The sequence below is a fragment of the Paenibacillus hodogayensis genome (genome assembly GCF_039536325.1).
GTDB lineage: Bacteria > Bacillota > Bacilli > Paenibacillales > NBRC-103111 > Paenibacillus_AB > Paenibacillus_AB hodogayensis.
Genome location: NZ_BAAAYO010000013.1, coordinates 137,360 through 157,787, shown reverse-complemented (window position 1 = coordinate 157,787; position 20,428 = coordinate 137,360). Strand labels below are relative to the sequence as shown.

The window sequence follows — 20,428 nt, the reverse complement described above, 5'->3', positions numbered from 1 at the left end:
AATATGCAAAAGGAAGAAATCCGCATCGACCTTGATGGCTTTTACGTGGAACCGGAGTTGGTCCCGCTCGACACATACGGCGTCATGCCGATCTATGGGATGCCCGAGCCGGAACCGGAGGAAGAAGAACAGCCCGAATCGGTGCTCGTTGGCTACCGCGTGGCCGTGCCGGTTCCTTCGGGGCTATACAAGCCACGCTACGACCTGGACGGATGGCAGGCGGCGCTTGCGGCTTACGACGACGCTATGGACGCTTACCGCGAAGCGCTGGCCGCCCACGATCCGGAATCGGAGGACGAGCAGCCGCAGCCGCCCGCGCCGGTGGACCTGCAAGCTTTCTGGATCGAGGGGCTGACGCAGCAGGAGATTGACGACATTCGCAACGCGCCTCGGCCTGAGACGATCCATGATCAGGTGGCCCGGCTGCAAACTGAAAGCGTGGATACCATGCTGGCGCTAACGGAAGTCTACGAGACGACCGGAACGCAGGCCGCTGCGTTGGAGCAGGAGAGCGTCGACACCATGCTGGCGCTTACCGAGGCGTACGAGCTGATTATGGCCTTGGAAGCCCGCATTGCGGCGCTGGAAGGCGGTGACGACTGATGGCGCAAGTATACGCGAACCTGATCCGCAAGGGATTGAAGACGATCGATGATGTGCCCGAGAACAAGCGGGCCGAAGTCGAAGCTTTGTTGGAAGCCGCCCAATAATGCGCAGGCATGAGAGGGCTGTTTTCTTAGCTTGAATAAAAATGACTACAAATATATTCATCAGGTGGGATATAAGACTCTTGCAAAGAATCTTGTAGGGGGAGATCTTACCGCGGTCTCCCGGTCTCCACCCTTCAACTGTCTACTTCTCGTCACCAGATCTTTGCTCGTCAACCTCAACCAGATCGATAATTTCCCGTATGTCGCGAATGGAGAGCGCGTCGGCAATTTTTTCGATATGGGAAAAGTTAATGTTGGCTCGCTTACCGTTAGCTAATTCGCTGAGTGCGGCATGCCGCACATCGGCCAGGCGAGATAGCTCCCGTAAGGAGAGGCTATGCTGTTTCAACAGCTTCGGTATTTGGACAACTACCTTATACGCCAATCGTACCCCTCCAATTTCATTTGACTATACGCGATAACGTACCATATACTTAAAACGAGACTGGTACGCAAAGGCGTAATGACAATGAAATTGTTCTCAGAACGGGGGAAGAACATGCGGGATTTTATTACCGAGGTAGTAGCTGAACGGTTTGACATTTTAACAAACCAGGCTAATAAGCTAGATACGGTCAAACACCTGAGGGAAATGGCACATGAAATGGAGAGTCAAGCGAAGGGTCTCTTGGATGATCAGGTTCATCCATATTTTCAGGAATTCAGCAGGGCTCACGATGAGTTAGCATGCACTTTGTCTCACTGGTTTTATGTAAAAGGGGTACAGGATGGCATGCAACTCTTGATGTTCATACTGCTTGACGAAGGAAAACCTCGCGGAAATTCATGATGCTATACCATCTCGCGCCTGTTCTCCAAGGCTGTCCTTAACCCAATTCATAACGAAACGGTGCAGCCAGAGATATTCGAGATTCATAGCTTCACTACAAAATGGAATAACCAGCGTTTTAGATCTGATTAATTGATCTGCCTTGTTTTCTCTTATCCCCTTACCTTCCAGACAAAATAGACAAACTCTACACAATTAGGGGAACATAAGTTCTTGTTGTATAATCAAATCAGGAACACGAAGCGAAACACAATCGAATCCAGGACATTCCGGACTGCCTACCAGGCGGTCCTTTTTTGGTTGTCCGGCAGCCTGAAAGGAGGTGAACACCAACAATGAGAGCAGGGTGGAGCCAACCACAAGCTGACAACAGAGCAATGGATTTCGTGAACCATATGATGAGGCAACCGCCTCTCGCGTATCCCCGGAACGTGACGAAACGTTCCAGTTGGGTCAACGCATGAGGGCCGCGATCAAAGCCAGGCTGGCCGCCGAACTGACCGCATTATCGGGCCGCTGTTACGATGCCTATGAACCGACGGGCACAACAGCGAAGCCGTTTGCGACCGTCAACTTGGCAGGGCTAGCACGAGGCGCGGATTGGCTCGGCCTCCGTCACCAGTACGATGTTTCCTTGTACGGGGCAAAGGATGAGGCAGCCGCATTGGATGAGCTGGCCGGTCGGGCTGTTAAGGCTTTGAACGGCATCAGGCTCTCTCCGGGAGGAGGGGGGGCTGCATTCACATGCCGCTTTGACGGCATGCCCGAACCAGCGCGATTGGACACTACTCTAGATGCCATCGAGTACCGGTTGGTCTTTGAGGTCAGTGCCGTCGGAGCCGAAGCCGTTACCTTGTCGGAAGACTGCCTGAACGCCTTGTGCGACTGGAGCGCCTTGGTAGCCGGACCCGACTGGACTGTATACCGGCAGCATTGGCCGCAGGATTACGCATCTCCCGCGATTTTGTGGAGACTGGAGCAGGCGGAAGCCAGCAGTCGGGGAGCCGCCGGGACGGACCTGAGCCAGAAGACGGTCGGTCACGTTGTAGGGCGAACCGAAGCGGAGCAGATAAGCATGGTACGATCCTTGACCGCAGCATTAGGCGGTTCGGTTCGGATACAGGTCGAGCCAGTCGCGAATCAGTATGCCGCTGTCGGGCCGGTTGCAGCTACGTATACTGCTGACGCCTTAACCGTGGGACAGTTGAACGTGGCCCTCAGGCAGATCGTACCTGTGGCGCAGTCGGCAGGGCCCACAATCGCACAGGTTCACTATGAGGGTGGCACCGGCTAGGACAGTTTAGCAACAATAAGAGCTCCGACTCTGCATAAGCCCCGTCACCAATATTTCCAAGAACAAAGGAGGAATTCTTCAAATGGCTGGCAAAAAAGACGCGCCGCGTCAGCCGGAGCAGGAGTCTCAAGCGCTTCTGCCCGCTTATTCCCGTGAAGAACTTCTGGAGCATGCCGAAGTTTTGTTCGCGATCAAGCCCGAAGTCCTCGCGGGCGCGCTGTACGGCAGCGACCAGGGGACATATACGATTGAAGAAACGGAGCGGTATATCCGCCAATTCCAACAAAGGAAGGTGTATCTGTAATGGCAGCAGGAACATGGAGCAAGAGCGAAATGCCGGTATTGCCCGGCATGTATATGAATTTTCAGGCGGCGGCGATCGCTGCGGTTCAACCCGGCGCCAGAGGGATTGTAGCGTTGCCGGTCAAAGCGCATTGGGGACCGGTCAAGCAGTTTGTGGAGGTCAACAGCCTGACGGCGGCGGATGAGACGTACACGAGTGCGGAGAGCGCTGGCGCTACCGCTTATTCGTCTTTGAAGCTGGCGCTGCTTGGCGGCGCCAAGACGGTTCTCGCCTATCGCCTTGCAGATAGCGACGCTGCGGCGGCGGTTTGCACGCTGCAGGATGCCGACGCTACGCCGGCGAGCGTGCTTAAGCTGGAAGCCAAGTACCCGGGAGAGCGGGGGAACGAATTCAAGGTAACCGTTCAGCCAAACCCGATCGATGCGACGAAGAAAGATATTCGTTTGCTCGAAGGCACAACGCTGCTCAAAACATTCACGTTCACCGGCAATTCGGTGCAGGCTGCCGTGGACGCGATCAACCACGATACGGCCAACAAATGGGTGACGGCCACAAAGCTGGTTGAAGGAAACGGTCAGTTGAAGGACGGCAGCGGCTTCTCGTTCGCGGGAGGACACTCCGGCATTTCCGGCATTACCGCCGCAGATTACACGAACGCGTTGTCGGCTTGCGAGACGCAGGAATTCAACCTGTTGGCGCTGGACGGCGTGACCGATCCGGCGATTCAGACGAGCGTCGTATCTTGGATCGGCCGCGTCCGCTCGGAAGGCAAGACGGTTATCGCCGTGCTCGGCGGTTCCACTGCCAACGACGTATCCGCGACGGCAGTCAGCGGCTCCATCGCTCGTAGCGCTGCGTTTAACCATGAAGCGGTTGTCAACGTCGGTACGGGAGCGATTTTGAACGGAGTCACCTACAGCTCGGCGCAGCTCTCCGGCTATGTAGCGGGTCTGATTGCCGGCCAGAAGCTGAGCGAATCGACGACGTATGCCGGGACTCCTTTCGAGGACGTAACGCGGCGCTGGACACGCGGCGAGCAGGAGCAGGCGGCAGCAGGCGGCGTGTTTCTGCTTGTTCATGACGGCAAGAAGGTCAAGGCGCTTCGCGGCATCAACTCCTTGACGAGCCTGCGCCAGGGCCAGAGCAACGCTTGGAAAAAAATCCGCACGATCCGTGTCATCGATGCCATCCAGGCCGATCTGATCGCTTCGGCCGAGAACGGGTATATCGGCAAAGTGAACAATACGGCGGAAGGCCGTCTTGCCTTGATCGGCGCTGCCCGCCAATACATGCTTTCCCTGGCGCAGTCCGGCGTCATTGAGGCGGAAGGTTGGGACGTTTACCTGAACCCGCAATATTACGGTCCGAATGCAGTATCCACACCGGAACCGGATCAAGTGTATTTGAATTGGGAAGCGCGTTTGACCGATGCGATGGAACAAATTTTCGGCACGTTTATCGTGCTCTAAGGGGGATAACGAACGATGGATGCTAATCGCGTATTTTTGGGGACTTATGGGAAAATTTTTATCGGCGGTGTATGGCAAAGCAACTTCAACCACTTGGAAGCTAACGTCGAAATCCAGAAGCGGGAGCTGAACTTGGCCGGCGATCCGTGGGTTCGTCACAAGAAAGGGCCAATGAAGGGGACCGGTACCGTAAGCGGATTTAAAGTGACGAGCGATATGATTACCCGCGGCTTCGACAAATTCGAGCTGATCAGCAAGCTGGAGGATCCGGAAGCGTTCGGCTTCGAGTCGATTACGCTGAAGAACGTCATGCTGGACAAGCTGCAGCTGGCCAACTGGACCGCAGGAGAAGAAGTGAAAGAAGAAGTGTCCTTCACCTTCGAGGAATACACGCTGAACGACCGCGTAGTCGCGGTATAACGAACACACATACGGGAGGATTACGACGATGATGGACGATCAAATTTTGCAAAAACTGCTCGATGCCGACAAGCTTCCGGAAAAAACCGTGACGCTTGCGCGCCTTGGCATTCCGGTTACGCTCCGCGGATTGACCGGCAAACAGGTATACCTGCTGCGCGAACGGTGCACCGAGCGTTCCGACCGCCGCGGACAAAAGGCGGAAAGACTGGACGAAGAGCAGTTTAACGTCGCCCTCATCGCCGCGGCCACCGTCTCCCCGAACTGGGGGGACTCCCGGCTGTTGGCGAAATACGAGGCAAGCGGCGGTGAAGAGGTCATCAAGCGCATTTTGCTGGCCGGGGAGCTGTCTGTCCTTGGCGACGAGGTGCTGGATCTTAGCGGATTTAATACGACACTCGAAGAAGTAAAAAACTGATCGACTCCGGGGGGCTGGCAGGCATGCTGCACATCATCTGGGTAAGACACCACCTGCGCCCCGGAGCTTTCTGGCAGCTGCCGCGCGGCGAGCAGCTGTTCCTGCTGGCCAGCACGGAGCTGGAGCTGGAGGCAGAAGCGATGCAACTGCGGCAGCACATGGCAAAGTCGGAGAGGCGGTGAGGAGATGACCGAAAGAGCGGCTTTGGACAGCATGGACCGATTGACCCGGTCCCACGACCGATTAAGGGAGTCGGTCGACCGGACCGTGGTAGCTTTTTATCGGGTCGAGCAGTATGCCCGACGTATGGCCAAAGCTTTTGAAAGCATGGGCAACAAACAGCAGGCAACACAGCCAAAGGCCGGCAGCGACGCAGGGAAGAGCGTCGTTAAGGTAGCGGTGGCGATTCAAAACGTAGCAGTCAAAGTAGAGGCTGCCAATGAGCCTAAAAAGGGCATAATGGACGGCTTCAAAACGTTCGCCGAAGCTGTAAAGACGCTTGCTGAAGCTTTTAAAATTTTTACTGAAGGCGTTAAGAACATCGCGGATGCGATCCTCAAATTTATTGATATTCCCAAATCATTCGCTAAAGCGATCGACACGCTGAGAGAGTCCGTGGAGAAATGGGCGGAGCTTCCCGGCAAGTTTGCGGAATCCATTGGCAAGTTTACCGATTCCCTAGGAAAACTGGCTGAGATTCCTGCAAAGTTCGGGGATTCGATAAGCAAATTTGCAGAGTCTCTAGGGAAGCTGGCGGAGGTTCCAGCGAAGTTCGCGGAGTCGATAGGCAAGTTTGCTGAGATCCCGGCCAAATTTGCGGAGTCGCTAGGGAAGCTGGCGGAAGTTCCGGCGAAGTTCGCGGAGTCGATAAGCAAGTTTGCGGAGATCCCGGCCAAATTTGCGGAGTCGTTAGGGAAGCTGGCAGAGGTTCCGGCAAAGTTTGTAGAATCATTTGGCAAGTTTGCGGAGATCCCGGCCAAATTTGCGGAGTCGTTAGGGAAGCTGGCGGAGGTTCCGGCGAAGTTTGCAGAATCATTTAGCAAGTTTGCGGAGATCCCAGCCAAATTTGCGGAATCGCTAGGGAAGCTCGCGGAAGTTCCTGCGAAATTCGCGGAGTCGATAGGCAAGTTTACGGAGATCCCAGCCAAATTTGCGGAGTCGCTAGGGAAGCTGGCAGAGGTTCCTGCGAAATTCGCGGAGTCCATAGGCAAGTTTGCGGAAATCCCGGCCAAATTTGCGGAGTCGCTAGGGAAGCTCGCGGAAGTTCCTGCGAAATTCGCGGAGTCGATAGGCAAGTTTGCTGAGATCCCAGCCAAATTTGCGGAGTCGCTAGGGAAGCTGGCAGAGGTTCCTGCGAAATTCGCGGAGTCCATAGGCAAGTTTGCGGAAATCCCGGCCAAATTTGCGGAGTCGCTAGGGAAGCTGGCAGAGGTTCCGGCGAAGTTTGCGGAATCATTTGGCAAGTTTGCGGAGATTCCGGCCAAATTTGCGGAGTCTCTAGGGAAGTTGGCAGAGGTTCCGGCGAAGTTTGCAGAATCATTTGGCAAGTTTGCGGAAATTCCGGCCAAATTTGCAGAGTCGCTAGGGAAGCTAGCAGAGGTTCCGGCGAAGTTCGCGGAGTCGATAGGCAAGTTTGCAGATATTCCAGGGCAATTTGCGGAATCGCTAGGGAAGCTGGCAGAGGTCCCTGCTAAGTTCGCGGACTCCATTGGCAAGCTAGCGGATATCCCGGGCAGATTTTCAGATTCTCTCGGCAAGTTAGCCGATCTTCCAGCCAAGTTTTCGGCTTCTATTGGCACGTTCGCCGAGCTTCCAAACAAGTTTTCGCAGTCGCTCGGCAATTTGGCTGACCTTCCGGCACGTTTCTCGCAATCCATCGGCACATTTGCCGAACTTCCTGAAAAATTCGCAAAATCGCTTGGATCATTTGCCGACATACCGGAACGTTTTTCCAAATCGATTAGTTCCTTCGCTAAAATCCCGGACGAATTTGCGAAATCGATTGAGTCCTTTTCGAAAGCCATCAATACGCTTGCCGATGCCATTAAAAATATTGTCGGCATTTTTGCAGGGGGAGGAAGGGGCGGCGGACAAACCGGATCCGACGTTATTTTGCCGGAAGGCGAAAGCCGCAAAGGCAAAAAGCCGGGAGTAAAGGGCCCGAAAGGCGGTAAGGGCGCGGGTATATCTGCAAGGCGAGGCTCGGTGGCCACTCTTGTCAGTTCTGTCGCTGCCGAGGCCCCTCTAGTAGAGGCCGGTAAAGGATTGAAGCCGCCTAGTGGAGCTTCCTTGAAGAATATAGCTAGCGGTGCCGGGAAGCTTCTGAAAATCGGAGGAAAAGCGGCTGCCCCTCTCCAACTCGTTTCAGGCGCCTTAGAAATCGCGACATCCGATAACAAAGCCCAAGCTGCTACGGCAGTAGCATTTGGTGCCGGCGGAGCGGCATTAGGCGCTGCGCTTGGGAGCGCGATTTTACCGGGAATCGGAACGGTTGCGGGAGGAATGATTGGCGGTATGCTGGGCGATAAGCTCGGCAATTTTGTCGGAGGCAAGCTCTTCGGCAAAGGAAAGTCCGCTGATGATTCGAAGCAAGCCAGCAAGACCGCTTCTTCTTCTGCAATGACGGATATGGCGGCCTCCATGTCTCAATTGGACCTGTATCCCGCAGCTGCAGGTAAAGGAGGCAAGAGCTCCAAACGTTTCAAGCAAAACGCAAACGTAAGCGCATCCTCACGTGGCTCGCATACACCAAATGCAGTCTCCGGCGATACCATCTACCAGATTACGGTCGAAGGCGTTCAGATCGTCATGCCAAAAGAAGAAATCGACGAGGAGAGCTTGGCGAGGCGCATTGGCTGGGAGATCGTGACCAAAATGAGGGCATCCTTGGATAACCGGGTGGTGACGCCATGAGCGCAGTCTATTCCGATCTTATGAGTCAGTTCGATATCCGGCTGACCGATTCCACCGGAGACGAGCTGTGGTTTCCGGTCAATCCGACGGAAATTAGCATTCGGCGGGATCGCAGCCTGGAGACGTTCCAGATTATGAATTTGGGCGAGGTAGACTTTCCTTATGGCGAGAAGATCAAGGAAATCTCGTTCTCTACTTTTTTTCCTGCCGTGTCCGACCCCAGCTTCTGCCGCTACCCGGATATCCCCAACCCGCAGCTGACAATGAATAAGCTCAATACGTGGATGTCCGACCGGCAGCCGCTGCGCTTGATGATTACGCCTTCCGAGGTCAACGTGCTCGTGATCATTTCCTCCCACAACAGCACTTTCAAGGCCAATGAGCCCGGCGACGTGTATTTCGATATTTCCTTCCGGACCTGGAGAGAATACCGGGTCCGCACGCTGGACGAAATGAACGGCGGGAGTCTGGCGGAGGCCCGACCGGACTTGAAGCCGGTTCCCAAAACCTACACCGTCCAGTCCGGGGATTCGCTATGGGCGATCGCAAAGCTGAATCTGGGAGCGGGCAGCCGCTGGTCTGAGATCTATGAGCTGAACGCCGGGCAGATCGGCCCGAATCCGGATCTGATCCGGCCCGGACAGGAGCTGGTGATGCCGTCATGATGGAAACGGAATATCGTTCCTATGAAGTCGTGCTGGACAACCGCTATTTGCTGGGCGATCTGGTGGAAAGTATTTCACTGGAAGAATCGCTGGAAGAGATTGCTTACCGGGCGACCATCAATCTAATGGTTTCCGCCGATATGCCGGCCATACGTCCCGGACAGGAAATTCGCGTATCCGGCATCCCGCACAGGGGGGCGGAATTGGCGTATTTGCTTCATCCCGGAGTAGTCTGGGATTGCGAGAACAGCTACCGGGGGGCTGATCGGCTGACCGTTACCGCGTACGATCGGACCATTTATTTGGCCAAGTCGGACGACGAATATGTCTTTCCTGCGGGGCAAACCGCCTCGCAGCGGCTGCAGAAGTATGCCGCAGATTGGAACATTTCTCTGGGTTCCATACCGGACACGGTTTATACGCTGAGCAAAAAAGTATATCGCTCTCAGCCGATCTACGCCATGCTGATCTCCGATCTGAAGGAGTCGGTCAAAAAAGGCGGATGGATGTACCGACCGCGTATGACCCCTAACGGGCTCGAGTTGTTCCCGATTGGCGGCAACGAAACGGTATGGGCGCTGGACTCGGGCGGCAATCTGGACTCCATTACCCAGCGTCAGACGCTGGAAGGCGCCGTGACGAAGGTTAAAGTATTGGGACGGGAAGACAATCCGGAGAGCGCCACGGAAATTCTTGCGGTGGAGGCCGGGGAAACAGACCGCTATGGCACTTTGCAGAAGGTGATCATGGACAACGACATTACGACGGTAAGCGAAGCAGTTACGGCCGCTAAAGCCAGGCTGACGGGCATTCAGGAAACGCTCAGCGTATCAGCGATCGATATTAACACCATTCGCGCAGGGGATAAGGTCGAGCTGGTCGGCAGCGGTATGGAATTGATCGCGACTTCCGTGCGTCACGAGCTGGGGCGGCCAGGCAAGATGACGTTGGAGCTCGCTTCCCCGGATTACGTCAAAAGGAGGTATTTCCTCGATGGATCCGTATAAAAAGCTGGCCGCGGCTCTAGAGTCGCATATGGCGGGCCATGCATCCAGCGCGCTGGCCGGCGTGCCCGCCGAGCTGGGTACGGTAACCGGCAGCGGGCTGAAGCTCGATTCGTTCAAGCATGAATTAACAGACTATTTGGTGGCCGACTGGGAAATGAAGCTGAAGCTTCCGGCGTTTACGTTGTCCGGAACGGTGACCGGCTTACGGGACAACTTGGGAGGCGCTGTGGCCGGCAGCGGAACGTTTCAGTTCGAGGAGGCGGAGATCGAGCCGGTGGAGCTCATGCTCCGAGACAGTCTGAAGCCCGGGGACCGCGTTCTTGCCGTACCTGTAGCCGGCGGCTCCGAGGCTGTCGTCATATGCAAGGTGGTGAGATAGATGGCGAACTTATTTCCATTGACTGACGGCACAACTCCTCCCGGTACTACGGGGCGGATGGCGGACGGAGGACAGGTCAAGTTCGGGCGAAGCTGGCGCTTCGATTACGACAAAGGCGACTTCGTGACGACTCCGACCGGCGCCGTCGCGCCCAGCACCGATGCGGAGGCTTGGCTCGAATGGTGCAAAAAAGCGCTGCATACGGAAAGATACACGTACTTGGCCTATTCCCGCAGCTACGGGCAGGAATTTGACGAGCTGATCCCGCGAAACTTGACGCGTCCCGCGGCGGAGTCGGAGATTGTACGTATGACGACTGAAGCGTTGAAGCTGGACCCGCGGACGAGCCGGGTGGGCGGCTTCGCCTTCCAGTGGGAGGGCGAACGCTGCTTTTTCCAATGCGACGTGTCCAATGTGCGCGGTCAGAAATCCAGGATTGAAGGAAGCGTGGTGACCTACTGATGGCGATACTGCCAGCCTATTTAAAAGACCAAACCGAAGAAACGATCCGGCAGCGGATGCTGGACAGCCTGCCCTCCGATCTGGACAAGTCGGAGGGTTCTTTTCTCTGGGACGCTTTGGCTCCGGCTTCGATCGAGCTTGCCCAGGCGGCGATTTGGGCGCAGGAGGTGCTGCGCCGCGGCTTTGCCAGCACGACGTTCGGCAGCTACTTGGACTTGCGCTGCGAGGAACACGGCTTGACCCGGCGTCCCGCGGTGAAGGCGCGGGGGCAGGTGAAGTTTACCGGCACGGCAGGCGCGTCCGTACCGGCAGGAACGAGGGTGGCCACGCCGGCGGACCGTGTGACGGGCGCGTCTTCTGTAGAATTTTTAACCAAAGCCTCCGCCGTTTTGGACGGGGCAGGGACAGCAACCGTATATATTGAAGCGGTGGAGGCCGGCGCTTCGGGCAATGTTTCCTCCCGTGCGATCAGCTTGCTGATGACCCCCGTTTCGGGCGTTACTACAGTGACCAATCTGACGGTTACGGAGGGCGGGGCAGATACGGAAAGCGACGAGTCGCTGCGTTCTCGCTATTTGCAAAAAGTACGTAGTCCGTCTGCCGGTGGCAACAAAGCCGATTATATCAATTGGGCGCTTGAAGTGGCTGGTGTGGGCGGTGTTTCGGTCGTACCGGTTCGAGACGGCCCTGGGACGGTGAGCGTCAGTATTATTAATACCGACGGCGAGCTTGCCTCGCAATCGCTGGTCGACCAAGTACAGAATTATATAGCTCCGCCTTTGAAGATTACAGCGGAAGCCGAAGAGCAAAGCCTCGGAGGGCAGGGAGCGTCGATTGACGGGGACAGTGTTAAGATGGTTTACGATGCCTCTGAATCCGGTGTTATCTACCAAACCCTGACGAATGTTTTGCCTAAGCCGGGATTATGGACGGTTCGAGTGCGTCTAAAAGCGGACAATACACAACAAACCTCCAATGTGCTGCAAGTCAGCGTGTATAACGCTACGACTTCGGAGTGGGCTAAGACAAGCCAGAACGGCAGCCAAAATGCTTTATATGTGTTCGGGGCAAATCAACTCAGCGAGATTTACACAGAAGTTGTCTTACCCTTTTACTGGAATGGCTCCGACAATATTCAGCTACGGGTGCTCCGTTTGCTTGATGATACGTCGACAACCTTATGGATCGACCGGTTCGAATACCGTTCTGCTTTTTCGAAGGATACTGGCGAAGGGAAGGCGCCTATCGGGGCCAAAGTTCAGGTGGAATCGGCTGCTCCCGTATGGATTCATGTAACGGCAGGACTGGTGGTGGCCGAAGGCTATGATGCCGCTTCGGTAAAAACAGAGGTTCGGCAGAATATAGCCCACTACATTCGTTCGCTTGCTTTTACTGAAGATAATGACGTTCGGAATGTTCGGATCGGGCAAGCCATTCTGGATACGACAGGGGTCCAGGACTATACGGGCCTACTCGTAAATGGAGGGACTGGCAACGTTGTCGTCGGCTTACAAGAAGTAGCGGTATTGGGGACGGTGACGTTGACTTGAGCACCCATACTTTGACAAGTCCCAAAGGGAAAGAAATGCTTTCGTTTCTGCCGCGCTATTACGAATTTTCTCGCGTCATCCATTCCGTTATGCAGAGTGAGGGCTGCGAATTCGATCAGCTCTACGCCTTGCTAACGGGCTTATTGGACCAACAGTACGTTCGAACGGCAGATTGGGGGTTAGACAAGTGGGAGCGAGAGCTTGGTCTATCGCCTGATGAAGGGAAAACCGTTCAAGCTAGGCGAGATCGAATCGTTTCACGGCTGCGCGGTTTTGGCACCGCCACGCTGAAGGCTGTGAGAGAGGTAGCGGAGGCCTATGACGGCGGTAGTATTGAGATTATTGAAAATTTTGCTGAAAGCCGAGTTATTATCAAATTCATTGATACGCGCGGAATTCCTCCTAACCTGAAGGACTGTCAGGAGGCGCTCCGGGCCGTGCTTCCGGCTCATCTCGATTTGGCGTATGAATTCAGATATTTTGTTTGGGATGATTTGAACGGGAAGCAGTGGACGTGGGACCAATTGGATGGACTGCATCTGACGTGGGACCAATTGGAGGTGTACGAATAATGCCGGAAACGACGCCCAAGCTCGGATTGAAGAAGCCGTTAGGGAATGAAACTGTCAGCCTTGAGGCTCATAACGAAAATTTGGATTTGATTGATCGGAACGTTGCAGCACAAACAGAGTTTGATGCGCATAGGACAGCTCCCGTGCTGGATCATCCAGATGGCAGTGTGACGGATACCAAGATAGGTAGCCGTACAATTAGCGATGACGCTGCGCCGACCGGAAATACAGCGCTACCGACCACGTTATGGAGTGGGCTTGGATATATGATTAAGTCTATCACAGGCGGATCCAGTTGGCGCGACTTACCGGGTATGACGATTGCAGCTATCAAGACGATCCTGGATGCGGCGACCAATCTCGCGACCGGGTCCACGCTCGTCAAGCGCGACGCTAACGGGCGGTTTAAAGCGGCGGCTCCGAGTGCGGCGGATGATGTGGCGCGGAAGGCGGAGGTTGATGCGGTTTCGGTTACGGCGACTAATGCGGTTCCTAAGACGCGTTTTATTAACGACGGAACGGACTTTAACACGGTTGTTGACTCCGGGTTTTATCGATTCGGCACCGGACATCCGAATCGCCCTGCCGCTGTGGATTTCGGCCAATTACTCGTTATTCACGGCGGCGGGGATACGATTATTCAATTAGCGGCCGGAGTAAATGACAGCCGTTTCTATATGCGTCACGGTAACCCGCCTAACGTCGGAGGAAACGGGGCGTGGACGCCGTGGGTGGAACTTTTTAACTCGACCGCAGGTGGTACGCTTATTAATGATGCAGCTATCTCCGGTAAAACAACGTCCGGAGTTGCCAAAAAGTTATTAGCTATGGGGACAGATAACGTTGTTTACGTCGGTGATACGGCCCATTATCTACGGTTACGTTCGTCGTATACTCCACTATATAATAACGGTGCCGGCGAGTACGAACTTATCCACAGCGGTGGCGGGCAGAATATTTACGGCTCGCTAGGCATAAATAGCCCCGGCTTTGCGAACAACGGACAAGGGTTAGTGATGGGAACTTGGCAGAGTAATCTTGCGTTGTTTGAGGTAAATCACGATGGTACGACGAATGCAGTTTCAGGGTTTCTGTTCCAGCGTTACGGTGGCGGTCAACTCGCAGTTATTAGCGAGACTGGGTTTACGTATAAAGGTAGTGACGTTATGCGCAGTAATAGTGCGTACTTAAATAACGCTACAGGTCTAGGCGCTAAAGAGAATAATGGAACTACACGCCACGTGGTTTCGATGGGGCCGGATAACGTTCTTTATTTTGGTAACGGAGCTAACACTTTGAACTTGGACGGACCTTCCGTGCGTGTTAGAGGAAACGAAATTATACATGCCGGTGGAGGAGCGATGCATGGTTCTCTGTCTCTGACGGCCGGAGCAGCGTTGTATGCTCCTCCAACTAGCGGAAGCATCGCCGCAAACACTTCGGGCGCGGCTGCTCTAGAGGTTCGCTCTAACGGCGCTGCTGGTGACGCGGCTTTTATGACGTTCCATCGCTCCGGCCAATTCGCGGCACATTTCGGCTTGGATACGGACAATTATTTAAGGATCGGTGGATGGAGTACTGGGGCAAACTCATATAAGGTTTGGGATGAACGTAGCATGCGTGTAAACAATGGCGTTCTTGAGGTCACCACCGATGGGGGAGCGACGTGGTTTTCTACTAACCCGGCATCCTTATCGTACTCTGAATTGCGTGGCCCGGGTGGAGATGCTGGCGTTTCTAACGCATCATGGGCGACGTTGGTAAATCTTTCGATGCGTGGGCGTTTGGAGTACGCGAGTTTTTCGGCGCGCGGTCTTGAAGACGACGAAAGTGGATCTTTTACAATCCGATACCGTGTTATCGTTGATGACAATATCGTATGGCAGCCGGATATTTACTGCGACACGCATACCGGATCAAGTCTAACGTATTTAAACAACGATATCCTTTACTTTAAACGTAATTTTAAAATCGAGGCCATTGTCGTGCAAAACGGAACCGGACGTCCGAGCAGAACGGCCGGCTACGGCCTTAGATACCGTCAAGCAGTATAAGAGGGGGTAACATAAAATGAATACGGTATTTTTTGTCGAGAACGGCAACGTGTACAAAATTGAGGTGTACGCGCAGATGGCGCTAGGAACAGAAAAGCAGGCGTTCTTCACGAAGCCTGGTCCATTGGAAGTCACGGTAGGGGACTCTGTAGAGATTGGCGTAGAGTGGCGAGTTTTCTCTGGGGCAGCGGGTAGCTTTGTATATGACGGACAAAATACAAGCCCGATCAAAGTCTACGACGGTGGCGCTGTCCGAACGGTAACGCCAGTAGATGGCCGGGCAAAGTTGACGTTGACATCCAGTGAGCCCGGAGAATTGACGCTATCTATTATCAATACGACTCAAACGCTAATCCTTAATGTAGTAGAGGCTTAACATTATCCGAGCAATCGGGGCTATTTTTATGCTAACCTGAAGGACTGTCAGGAAGCGCTACGAGCAGTGCTTTCGGTTCACTTTGAGTTGGGGTATGAATTCCGATATTTTGTTTGGGATGATTTTGAACGGGGAACATCGAACTTGTGACCAATTGGATGCACTGCATCTGACGTGGGGTCAACTGGAGGTGTATGGATAATGCCTGAAACGACACCTAGGCTCGGGTTGAAGAAGCCGTTAGGAAATGAAACGGTGAGCCGTGAAGCTCATAACGCAAATTTGGATTCGATTGACCAGAACTCTGCGACACAAGCGGAATTCGATGCACATAGGACTGCTCCTGTGCTGGATCATTCGGATGGTAGTGTGACGGATGAGAAGATAGGAAATCGCACGATCAGTGATGTGAGCGCCCCCACGGGAAACACAGCCGCACCATCAACGCTCTTGGGATGGCTTGCCTACATGATCAGATCGATCACAGGTGGATCAAGCTGGCGGGAACTGCCAGGAATGACGATCTCGGCGATTAAGAGTGTGTTAGACACGGCGACTAATCTGGCTAGCGGCAATACGCTCGTCAAGCGCGATGGGGGAGGGCGGTTTAAGGCAGCTGCCCCTGTTTCTGGAGATGATGTGGCGAGGAAAGCGGAGGTAGATGCAGTGAGAACAGATGGTGGGAAGCCGTTTATATTGGAGGTTCGAACAAGTGATCCTAGCAATCCCGAACTAGGGCGTATATGGATACGCAGTGACTTGTAAGTGGAAGAGGTGAAGTAACATGCCACAGTCAACGATAAACTTCATTACATCTCCGACATTGTATAGATTGCTCGGCGTTGTTGTGTTAGATAACGGCTGGATTGTTGCTCTTCATGAGGAAAGATGGTGGGGTGAACAATACTACGACCAGGAATCTGGACAATGGTATTGGACGAAAGGAAACTACAATGACGTTTCCCACATATTTAGAGTGTCGAAGGACAATGGAAACACGTGGTCACAGCTTTGCTACGCCAATGAAACTACACATTGGGGTGCTACAAAAGGTGGTATTCATGCTGTAGGCAACCAAATCGCCGCTTGGTGGTCCGACGACTTTGGTAATGGACGTTGCACATGGTTCGACGGATCTTCAATTGGTAACGTGCACGTAGGAGTCAACATTATGAATACCGGTGATGTGGTCACCGGGGCAAGTTCTGTTTTGTCGGATAATGGGAGATTAATAATCTTCAAAGTTTATGAGCAATATGATGAAGAAAAAACTATTTTCAAACATAATGTTTCTTTTGTTGATCCATGGTCAGGAGCGACATCAGGCATTGCTGCTTTTGAGAGTGATGTTGACTATGGACGCGGAAATAACTTATTGAAATTTGTTCAACGGGCCGACGGTTGGATAACAGGAGTGGTTCCTACAGGTAATTCAGTTTATATAGCAACAATGAATCCTAGTATCGGAGCAAACATCTCCATTGAACATCCGGTCATGTCTGAATCGGGCGTAAACAGTGCAAGTATATTGAAAAACCCTAGTGGGAACGACTTGTTCATTATTTATACCAATACTACAGGGCTTGGGATATGGAGATCGTCTGATGGTGCTAGTTGGGATATGCAGAATAAAGTTAGAACTGTGATTTCCGGTATCCAGGATGCTATTATTACTGCGGAAGTATATAACAGTGTAATAACCGTGTACTACAGACGTTACGATGGTGGAACGTATGGTCTCTATACGGTTGACATTACCTGGAACGGTGGGAATTCATACTCTGTTGGCAATATCACGCAGATCGATTCAGGGGTAAACGGCGAGATCTGCTCAACCTATCAAAAGAGCGCTGGGCGTGGTAAAAACAAAGGTGTCGCCTATCGAAAATATAGTAATTCTGAGGCGACTTTCAAGTATTACGGCATTCAGTTAAACCAACCGCCTACTGCGCCTACGCCTACGGGGCCGGCTCATGGCGGTGTATACAATTATACGCCGGCGGTTACCTGGATTTTTAACGACCCTGATCCCGGTGATTATCAAGGCTGGTGGGCCGGTCATATTCTCGATGCGAACGGGAGCATCATCCGTGATTCTGGCAGGCAGGCAGGGCAAGCGACTTCTTGGGTCCCATCCCCCCCATTGCCCAGCGGTTCATACCGCTATAGAATTATTACCCAGGATCAACACGGGGCACATAGCCCTTATTCCTGGGAACCAGTCTTTTATGTGGATATTGACCCTCCCTTTACTTCAGGACATTACTTCGGTACGGCTAGCCCGACAAATGCAAGCAGCGGTTATTTACGGTATGGATGGACTTATTCCGACAATATGTACGGGCAAACAGCTTTTCAAGTTGTGGGATCGTATGATGGTTGGCAGAATTGGCATTACAATTCAGACGAAGTATGGACTAGCAACTGGTATGTAGACATTCCTTTTGTATCTTTAGCTGAAGGAAACTGGCAATTTGCGGTTAGAGTACGTGATGGTGCAGGAAATTGGCAGGTTTGGCAGGGGTTCAACTCTTTTGCTATTGATAGGACTCCCCCGACGATTTCAAGTGTTCAGAATTATAGCTATATTAACCAGACAACAGGAACGAAGCGCGTGTGGGTATATGGGGCTTACGATGCAAACTCCGGTATTCAAATGGTTTATTGCAATTACACAGTTCCAGGGCAAGCTGCTACAAATAGCGTTCAATGTGGGCAAACCGGTTCAGATTGGTATATAGATATTCCGCTTTCGGTACAAGGGGAGTATCGGGCAGATTTCTACTGCATAGATAAAGCCGGAAATTGGATGATCGGAACGAAAACGGCTTACTTTTTTGTGGATTCCCAAAGACCAAATGACCCGCATCCTTCGGCTGTATGGAGTACGACAACTGTAGAATTAACATGGAGTACCTTTTCAGACCCGGCTCCATCTTCTGGACGTCAATCGACGGATTTATATTTTGGAGAATGGGACGGCAGTAACTGGATTGGAGCACCGATGTATTATGGGACGGATATAGGGGATATAACTAGCAAAACGATCACCGGGCTAACGCCTGGAAAACGTTATAGATATACCGTTACGTATCATGATAAATCGGGGAACGAAAGCGCCTACACGTATTTCGAATTCGTAACCAAGAAACAGATTGGAGCGTACTCTATATCTACACGTACTGGTAGGGTGACACTGCCTCTCTACGATCCCTTATCGGGGGTAGTCGGACCTACACCTATTCGCGCTTGCAATAGCGCTGGTGCAGTTGGCGTTTTTGAACTAGTCAGTACTACTGAGGCTACGGCTAGCCCGGTACGAGTGGGCACGCCATCTGGCATTCGAGCGATATCAAAATAATGGTTCTCGAATCGATCAGCGGGGAAACTCTTTTTCAAGAGAATCCAGCTGCTTCTCAGCTATAGACTAGCTATCTCCCAAGAGCGGCCACCACCGCTCTTTTTCTTTTCCAAAATATCCAGCAGATGGGATGGGGGGTCAAATATGGGCGAACACGATATCTGCCAGGTGCAAATTGACACATTAAGGGAAGATATGATGGAGTTCAAACGCGATGTATGGGAGCATCTGAAGGAAGTGCGGGAAAGCCACAAAATTTACGCCGAGACCATTACCGTATTACGCGAAAACGTGGTCCGGTTAACCGGAATCGCAGAACGGCAGGACGACAAGCTGGAGGCGATCAACCACGAGCTGGGCCGGCTGATGGCGAATACGAAGGAGCCGCTCGGCCATGACGATCGGGTCTGGTATCAAGAGTTTATCGAGCACAAAGAAAAGTTTTTCGTGTATTTGCTTATGGTGCTGCTCGCCTTCTCGCTCGGCATCCGCTTCGAGGATATCGTGAAAGTGTTCGGGGGGATGCAGCCATGATCGACATGACTTATTTAACCAATGAAGTTTTGATGCTGGCCGCTGTGGTGACTGCTTATGTCGGCATTTTGAAAGCTTACGGCGTGCCGAGCAAGCACAATCATCTGTTCTGTCTGGCGATTGCGGCTATCTTCGTCTTGGTCCCGGATAAAATCCAGCAGACGTTGTTGACCGTATCGCTTGTCGGCTTGACCGCCAGCGGAGCCTACCACTACGCCAAAGGGCAGACGGATAAGGAGGAACGCGAAGACGATGCAGACTCGAAATAAAGCCAACTCCCCCGGAATCGACGTTTCGAAATGGCAGGGAGAGATCGACTGGCAAGCCGTTCGACGGGACGTTATCCGCTTCGCCCAAATCAAGGCGACCGAAGGGACAAGCTTAGTCGATGCCCGGTTGGTCCAAAATGCGGAAGGCGCAAGGGATGCCGGCATTCCGATCGGCTTTTACCATTTTGCCCATCTGTCCAACGATCCGGTTCATGAAGCCGAGCACTATTTGGCCCAAGTGAAGAGGTGGGTGCCGGAATTGTGGCATGTGCTCGATCTGGAGCAGGGATCGTTGGACGGTCGTCCTTTTACGAAGGCGCAGGTTAGCGCTTGGGCCCGAGCGTGGCTAGAGAACGTACAAGCGGCTACCGGACAAGTTCCCATGCTTTACACCGGAGCCTCTTTTGCGAAAACGTACATGGAGCCGGATTTGGCGGTATATCCGCTATGGGTGGCGCATTACGGAACGGACAAACCGATGGGCAATCCGGTATGGAGCGAGTGGACGTTATTCCAATACAGCGAAACGGGGCGGGTTGACGGTATAAACGGTCATGTGGATTTGAACGAATACGCAGGGAATATCGAGGACCGGCTGCAGCGGGGGAAGAGAGGGGAGGAAAAGCAGGTGAATTTTTCGGACGATTGGCAGTGGGAGACGCTGACGAAGGCGCTTCACGGACTGTATGAAAAAAGCGTTACCGGCGAGCTGGACCATCCGCTCGTAACGGACTACAAATGGGCGACTCAAGCCAATAACAAGGAAATGAAGCTGGACGACCTGGCCTGGCTTGCGATCGTACTGATTGCCAAGGATAAGGGGATAAAGGTATAGATTCTAAGAGCCAAATATCCCAGAAACGCCTGTCAAAAGTGTCGGT

Annotated in this window: 24 protein-coding genes; 23 read left to right on the top strand and 1 reads right to left on the bottom strand. The window is 53.1% G+C overall.

Features of this window, described 5'->3' with window-relative positions; translation table 11 throughout:
- Positions 1 to 3 precede the first annotated feature (3 nt).
- Positions 4 to 603, top strand: a complete 600-nt coding sequence (locus ABD796_RS26870) for a hypothetical protein (RefSeq protein WP_344914051.1) — start codon at positions 4 to 6, stop codon at positions 601 to 603.
- Complete coding sequence (locus ABD796_RS26865; protein ID WP_344914048.1) at positions 603 to 710, top strand: CD1375 family protein; 108 nt, start codon at positions 603 to 605, stop codon at positions 708 to 710. Before ABD796_RS26870 ends, ABD796_RS26865 begins: the two co-directional genes overlap by 1 nt.
- Positions 711 to 852: 142 nt before the next feature.
- Here the strand turns inward: ABD796_RS26865 and ABD796_RS26860 are convergent, their stop codons facing one another.
- Entirely contained in the window at positions 853 to 1,095 is a 243-nt protein-coding gene (locus ABD796_RS26860) for a helix-turn-helix domain-containing protein (RefSeq protein WP_344914046.1), read from the bottom strand.
- A gap of 114 nt (positions 1,096 to 1,209) precedes the next feature.
- Here ABD796_RS26860 and ABD796_RS26855 point away from each other — a divergent pair, with 114 nt between their 5' ends.
- The 21 genes from ABD796_RS26855 to ABD796_RS26755 all read left to right on the top strand — a co-directional run bounded on the left by ABD796_RS26855 (position 1,210) and on the right by ABD796_RS26755 (position 20,382).
- Positions 1,210 to 1,500, top strand: a complete 291-nt coding sequence (locus ABD796_RS26855; RefSeq protein WP_344914043.1) for a hypothetical protein — start codon at positions 1,210 to 1,212, stop codon at positions 1,498 to 1,500.
- 448 nt (positions 1,501 to 1,948) lie between these two features.
- The gene (locus ABD796_RS26850) at positions 1,949 to 2,794 is read left to right on the top strand and encodes a hypothetical protein (RefSeq protein WP_344914040.1); all 846 of its coding nucleotides are present in this window, start codon (positions 1,949 to 1,951) and stop codon (positions 2,792 to 2,794) included.
- A gap of 82 nt (positions 2,795 to 2,876) precedes the next feature.
- Positions 2,877 to 3,098, top strand: a complete 222-nt coding sequence (locus ABD796_RS26845; RefSeq protein ID WP_344914037.1) for a YqzN/YkzM domain-containing protein — start codon at positions 2,877 to 2,879, stop codon at positions 3,096 to 3,098.
- Positions 3,098 to 4,567, top strand: a complete 1,470-nt coding sequence (locus ABD796_RS26840; RefSeq protein ID WP_344914034.1) for a phage tail sheath family protein — start codon at positions 3,098 to 3,100, stop codon at positions 4,565 to 4,567. Before ABD796_RS26845 ends, ABD796_RS26840 begins: the two co-directional genes overlap by 1 nt.
- A gap of 15 nt (positions 4,568 to 4,582) precedes the next feature.
- Entirely contained in the window at positions 4,583 to 4,987 is a 405-nt protein-coding gene (locus tag ABD796_RS26835; protein ID WP_344914031.1) for a phage tail tube protein, read from the top strand.
- A 28-nt stretch (positions 4,988 to 5,015) separates the two neighbouring features.
- Complete coding sequence (locus ABD796_RS26830; RefSeq protein ID WP_344914029.1) at positions 5,016 to 5,405, top strand: phage tail assembly chaperone; 390 nt, start codon at positions 5,016 to 5,018, stop codon at positions 5,403 to 5,405.
- A 23-nt stretch (positions 5,406 to 5,428) separates the two neighbouring features.
- Positions 5,429 to 5,587, top strand: coding sequence for a hypothetical protein (locus ABD796_RS26825; protein WP_344914026.1), 159 nt, complete (start codon positions 5,429 to 5,431; stop codon positions 5,585 to 5,587).
- Between the two features lie 4 nt (positions 5,588 to 5,591).
- Complete coding sequence (locus tag ABD796_RS26820; RefSeq protein ID WP_344914023.1) at positions 5,592 to 8,318, top strand: hypothetical protein; 2,727 nt, start codon at positions 5,592 to 5,594, stop codon at positions 8,316 to 8,318.
- Positions 8,315 to 8,983, top strand: a complete 669-nt coding sequence (locus tag ABD796_RS26815) for a LysM peptidoglycan-binding domain-containing protein (RefSeq protein WP_344914020.1) — start codon at positions 8,315 to 8,317, stop codon at positions 8,981 to 8,983. The genes ABD796_RS26820 and ABD796_RS26815 overlap by 4 nt, the downstream gene beginning before the upstream one ends.
- Positions 8,980 to 9,990 carry an XkdQ/YqbQ family protein gene (locus ABD796_RS26810; RefSeq protein ID WP_344914017.1) on the top strand — a complete coding sequence of 337 codons (1,011 nt, stop codon included), beginning with the start codon at positions 8,980 to 8,982 and terminating at the stop codon, positions 9,988 to 9,990. The genes ABD796_RS26815 and ABD796_RS26810 overlap by 4 nt, the downstream gene beginning before the upstream one ends.
- Positions 9,977 to 10,369, top strand: a complete 393-nt coding sequence (locus ABD796_RS26805; RefSeq protein WP_344914014.1) for a hypothetical protein — start codon at positions 9,977 to 9,979, stop codon at positions 10,367 to 10,369. The genes ABD796_RS26810 and ABD796_RS26805 overlap by 14 nt, the downstream gene beginning before the upstream one ends.
- Positions 10,370 to 10,831 (top strand): DUF2634 domain-containing protein, encoded by a 462-nt coding sequence (locus ABD796_RS26800; RefSeq protein WP_344914011.1) that lies wholly within the window; start codon positions 10,370 to 10,372, stop codon positions 10,829 to 10,831. It abuts the gene before it with no gap.
- Positions 10,831 to 12,381, top strand: a complete 1,551-nt coding sequence (locus tag ABD796_RS26795) for a baseplate J/gp47 family protein (protein ID WP_344914008.1) — start codon at positions 10,831 to 10,833, stop codon at positions 12,379 to 12,381. The genes ABD796_RS26800 and ABD796_RS26795 overlap by 1 nt, the downstream gene beginning before the upstream one ends.
- Positions 12,378 to 12,953 carry a putative phage tail protein gene (locus ABD796_RS26790; RefSeq protein WP_344914005.1) on the top strand — a complete coding sequence of 192 codons (576 nt, stop codon included), beginning with the start codon at positions 12,378 to 12,380 and terminating at the stop codon, positions 12,951 to 12,953. Before ABD796_RS26795 ends, ABD796_RS26790 begins: the two co-directional genes overlap by 4 nt.
- Positions 12,953 to 15,007 (top strand): pyocin knob domain-containing protein, encoded by a 2,055-nt coding sequence (locus tag ABD796_RS26785; protein ID WP_344914003.1) that lies wholly within the window; start codon positions 12,953 to 12,955, stop codon positions 15,005 to 15,007. Before ABD796_RS26790 ends, ABD796_RS26785 begins: the two co-directional genes overlap by 1 nt.
- Before the next feature lie 16 nt (positions 15,008 to 15,023).
- Positions 15,024 to 15,383, top strand: a complete 360-nt coding sequence (locus ABD796_RS26780; protein WP_344914001.1) for a hypothetical protein — start codon at positions 15,024 to 15,026, stop codon at positions 15,381 to 15,383.
- Between the two features lie 201 nt (positions 15,384 to 15,584).
- Complete coding sequence (locus tag ABD796_RS26775) at positions 15,585 to 16,148, top strand: hypothetical protein (protein ID WP_344913999.1); 564 nt, start codon at positions 15,585 to 15,587, stop codon at positions 16,146 to 16,148.
- Positions 16,149 to 16,167: 19 nt separating this feature from the next.
- Positions 16,168 to 18,744 (top strand): fibronectin type III domain-containing protein, encoded by a 2,577-nt coding sequence (locus ABD796_RS26770; protein ID WP_344913995.1) that lies wholly within the window; start codon positions 16,168 to 16,170, stop codon positions 18,742 to 18,744.
- A gap of 144 nt (positions 18,745 to 18,888) precedes the next feature.
- The gene (locus ABD796_RS26765) at positions 18,889 to 19,278 is read left to right on the top strand and encodes a hypothetical protein (RefSeq protein ID WP_344913992.1); all 390 of its coding nucleotides are present in this window, start codon (positions 18,889 to 18,891) and stop codon (positions 19,276 to 19,278) included.
- Positions 19,275 to 19,547, top strand: a complete 273-nt coding sequence (locus ABD796_RS26760; protein ID WP_344913989.1) for a hypothetical protein — start codon at positions 19,275 to 19,277, stop codon at positions 19,545 to 19,547. Before ABD796_RS26765 ends, ABD796_RS26760 begins: the two co-directional genes overlap by 4 nt.
- Entirely contained in the window at positions 19,531 to 20,382 is an 852-nt protein-coding gene (locus tag ABD796_RS26755) for a glycoside hydrolase family 25 protein (RefSeq protein WP_344913986.1), read from the top strand. Before ABD796_RS26760 ends, ABD796_RS26755 begins: the two co-directional genes overlap by 17 nt.
- Positions 20,383 to 20,428 lie beyond the last annotated feature (46 nt).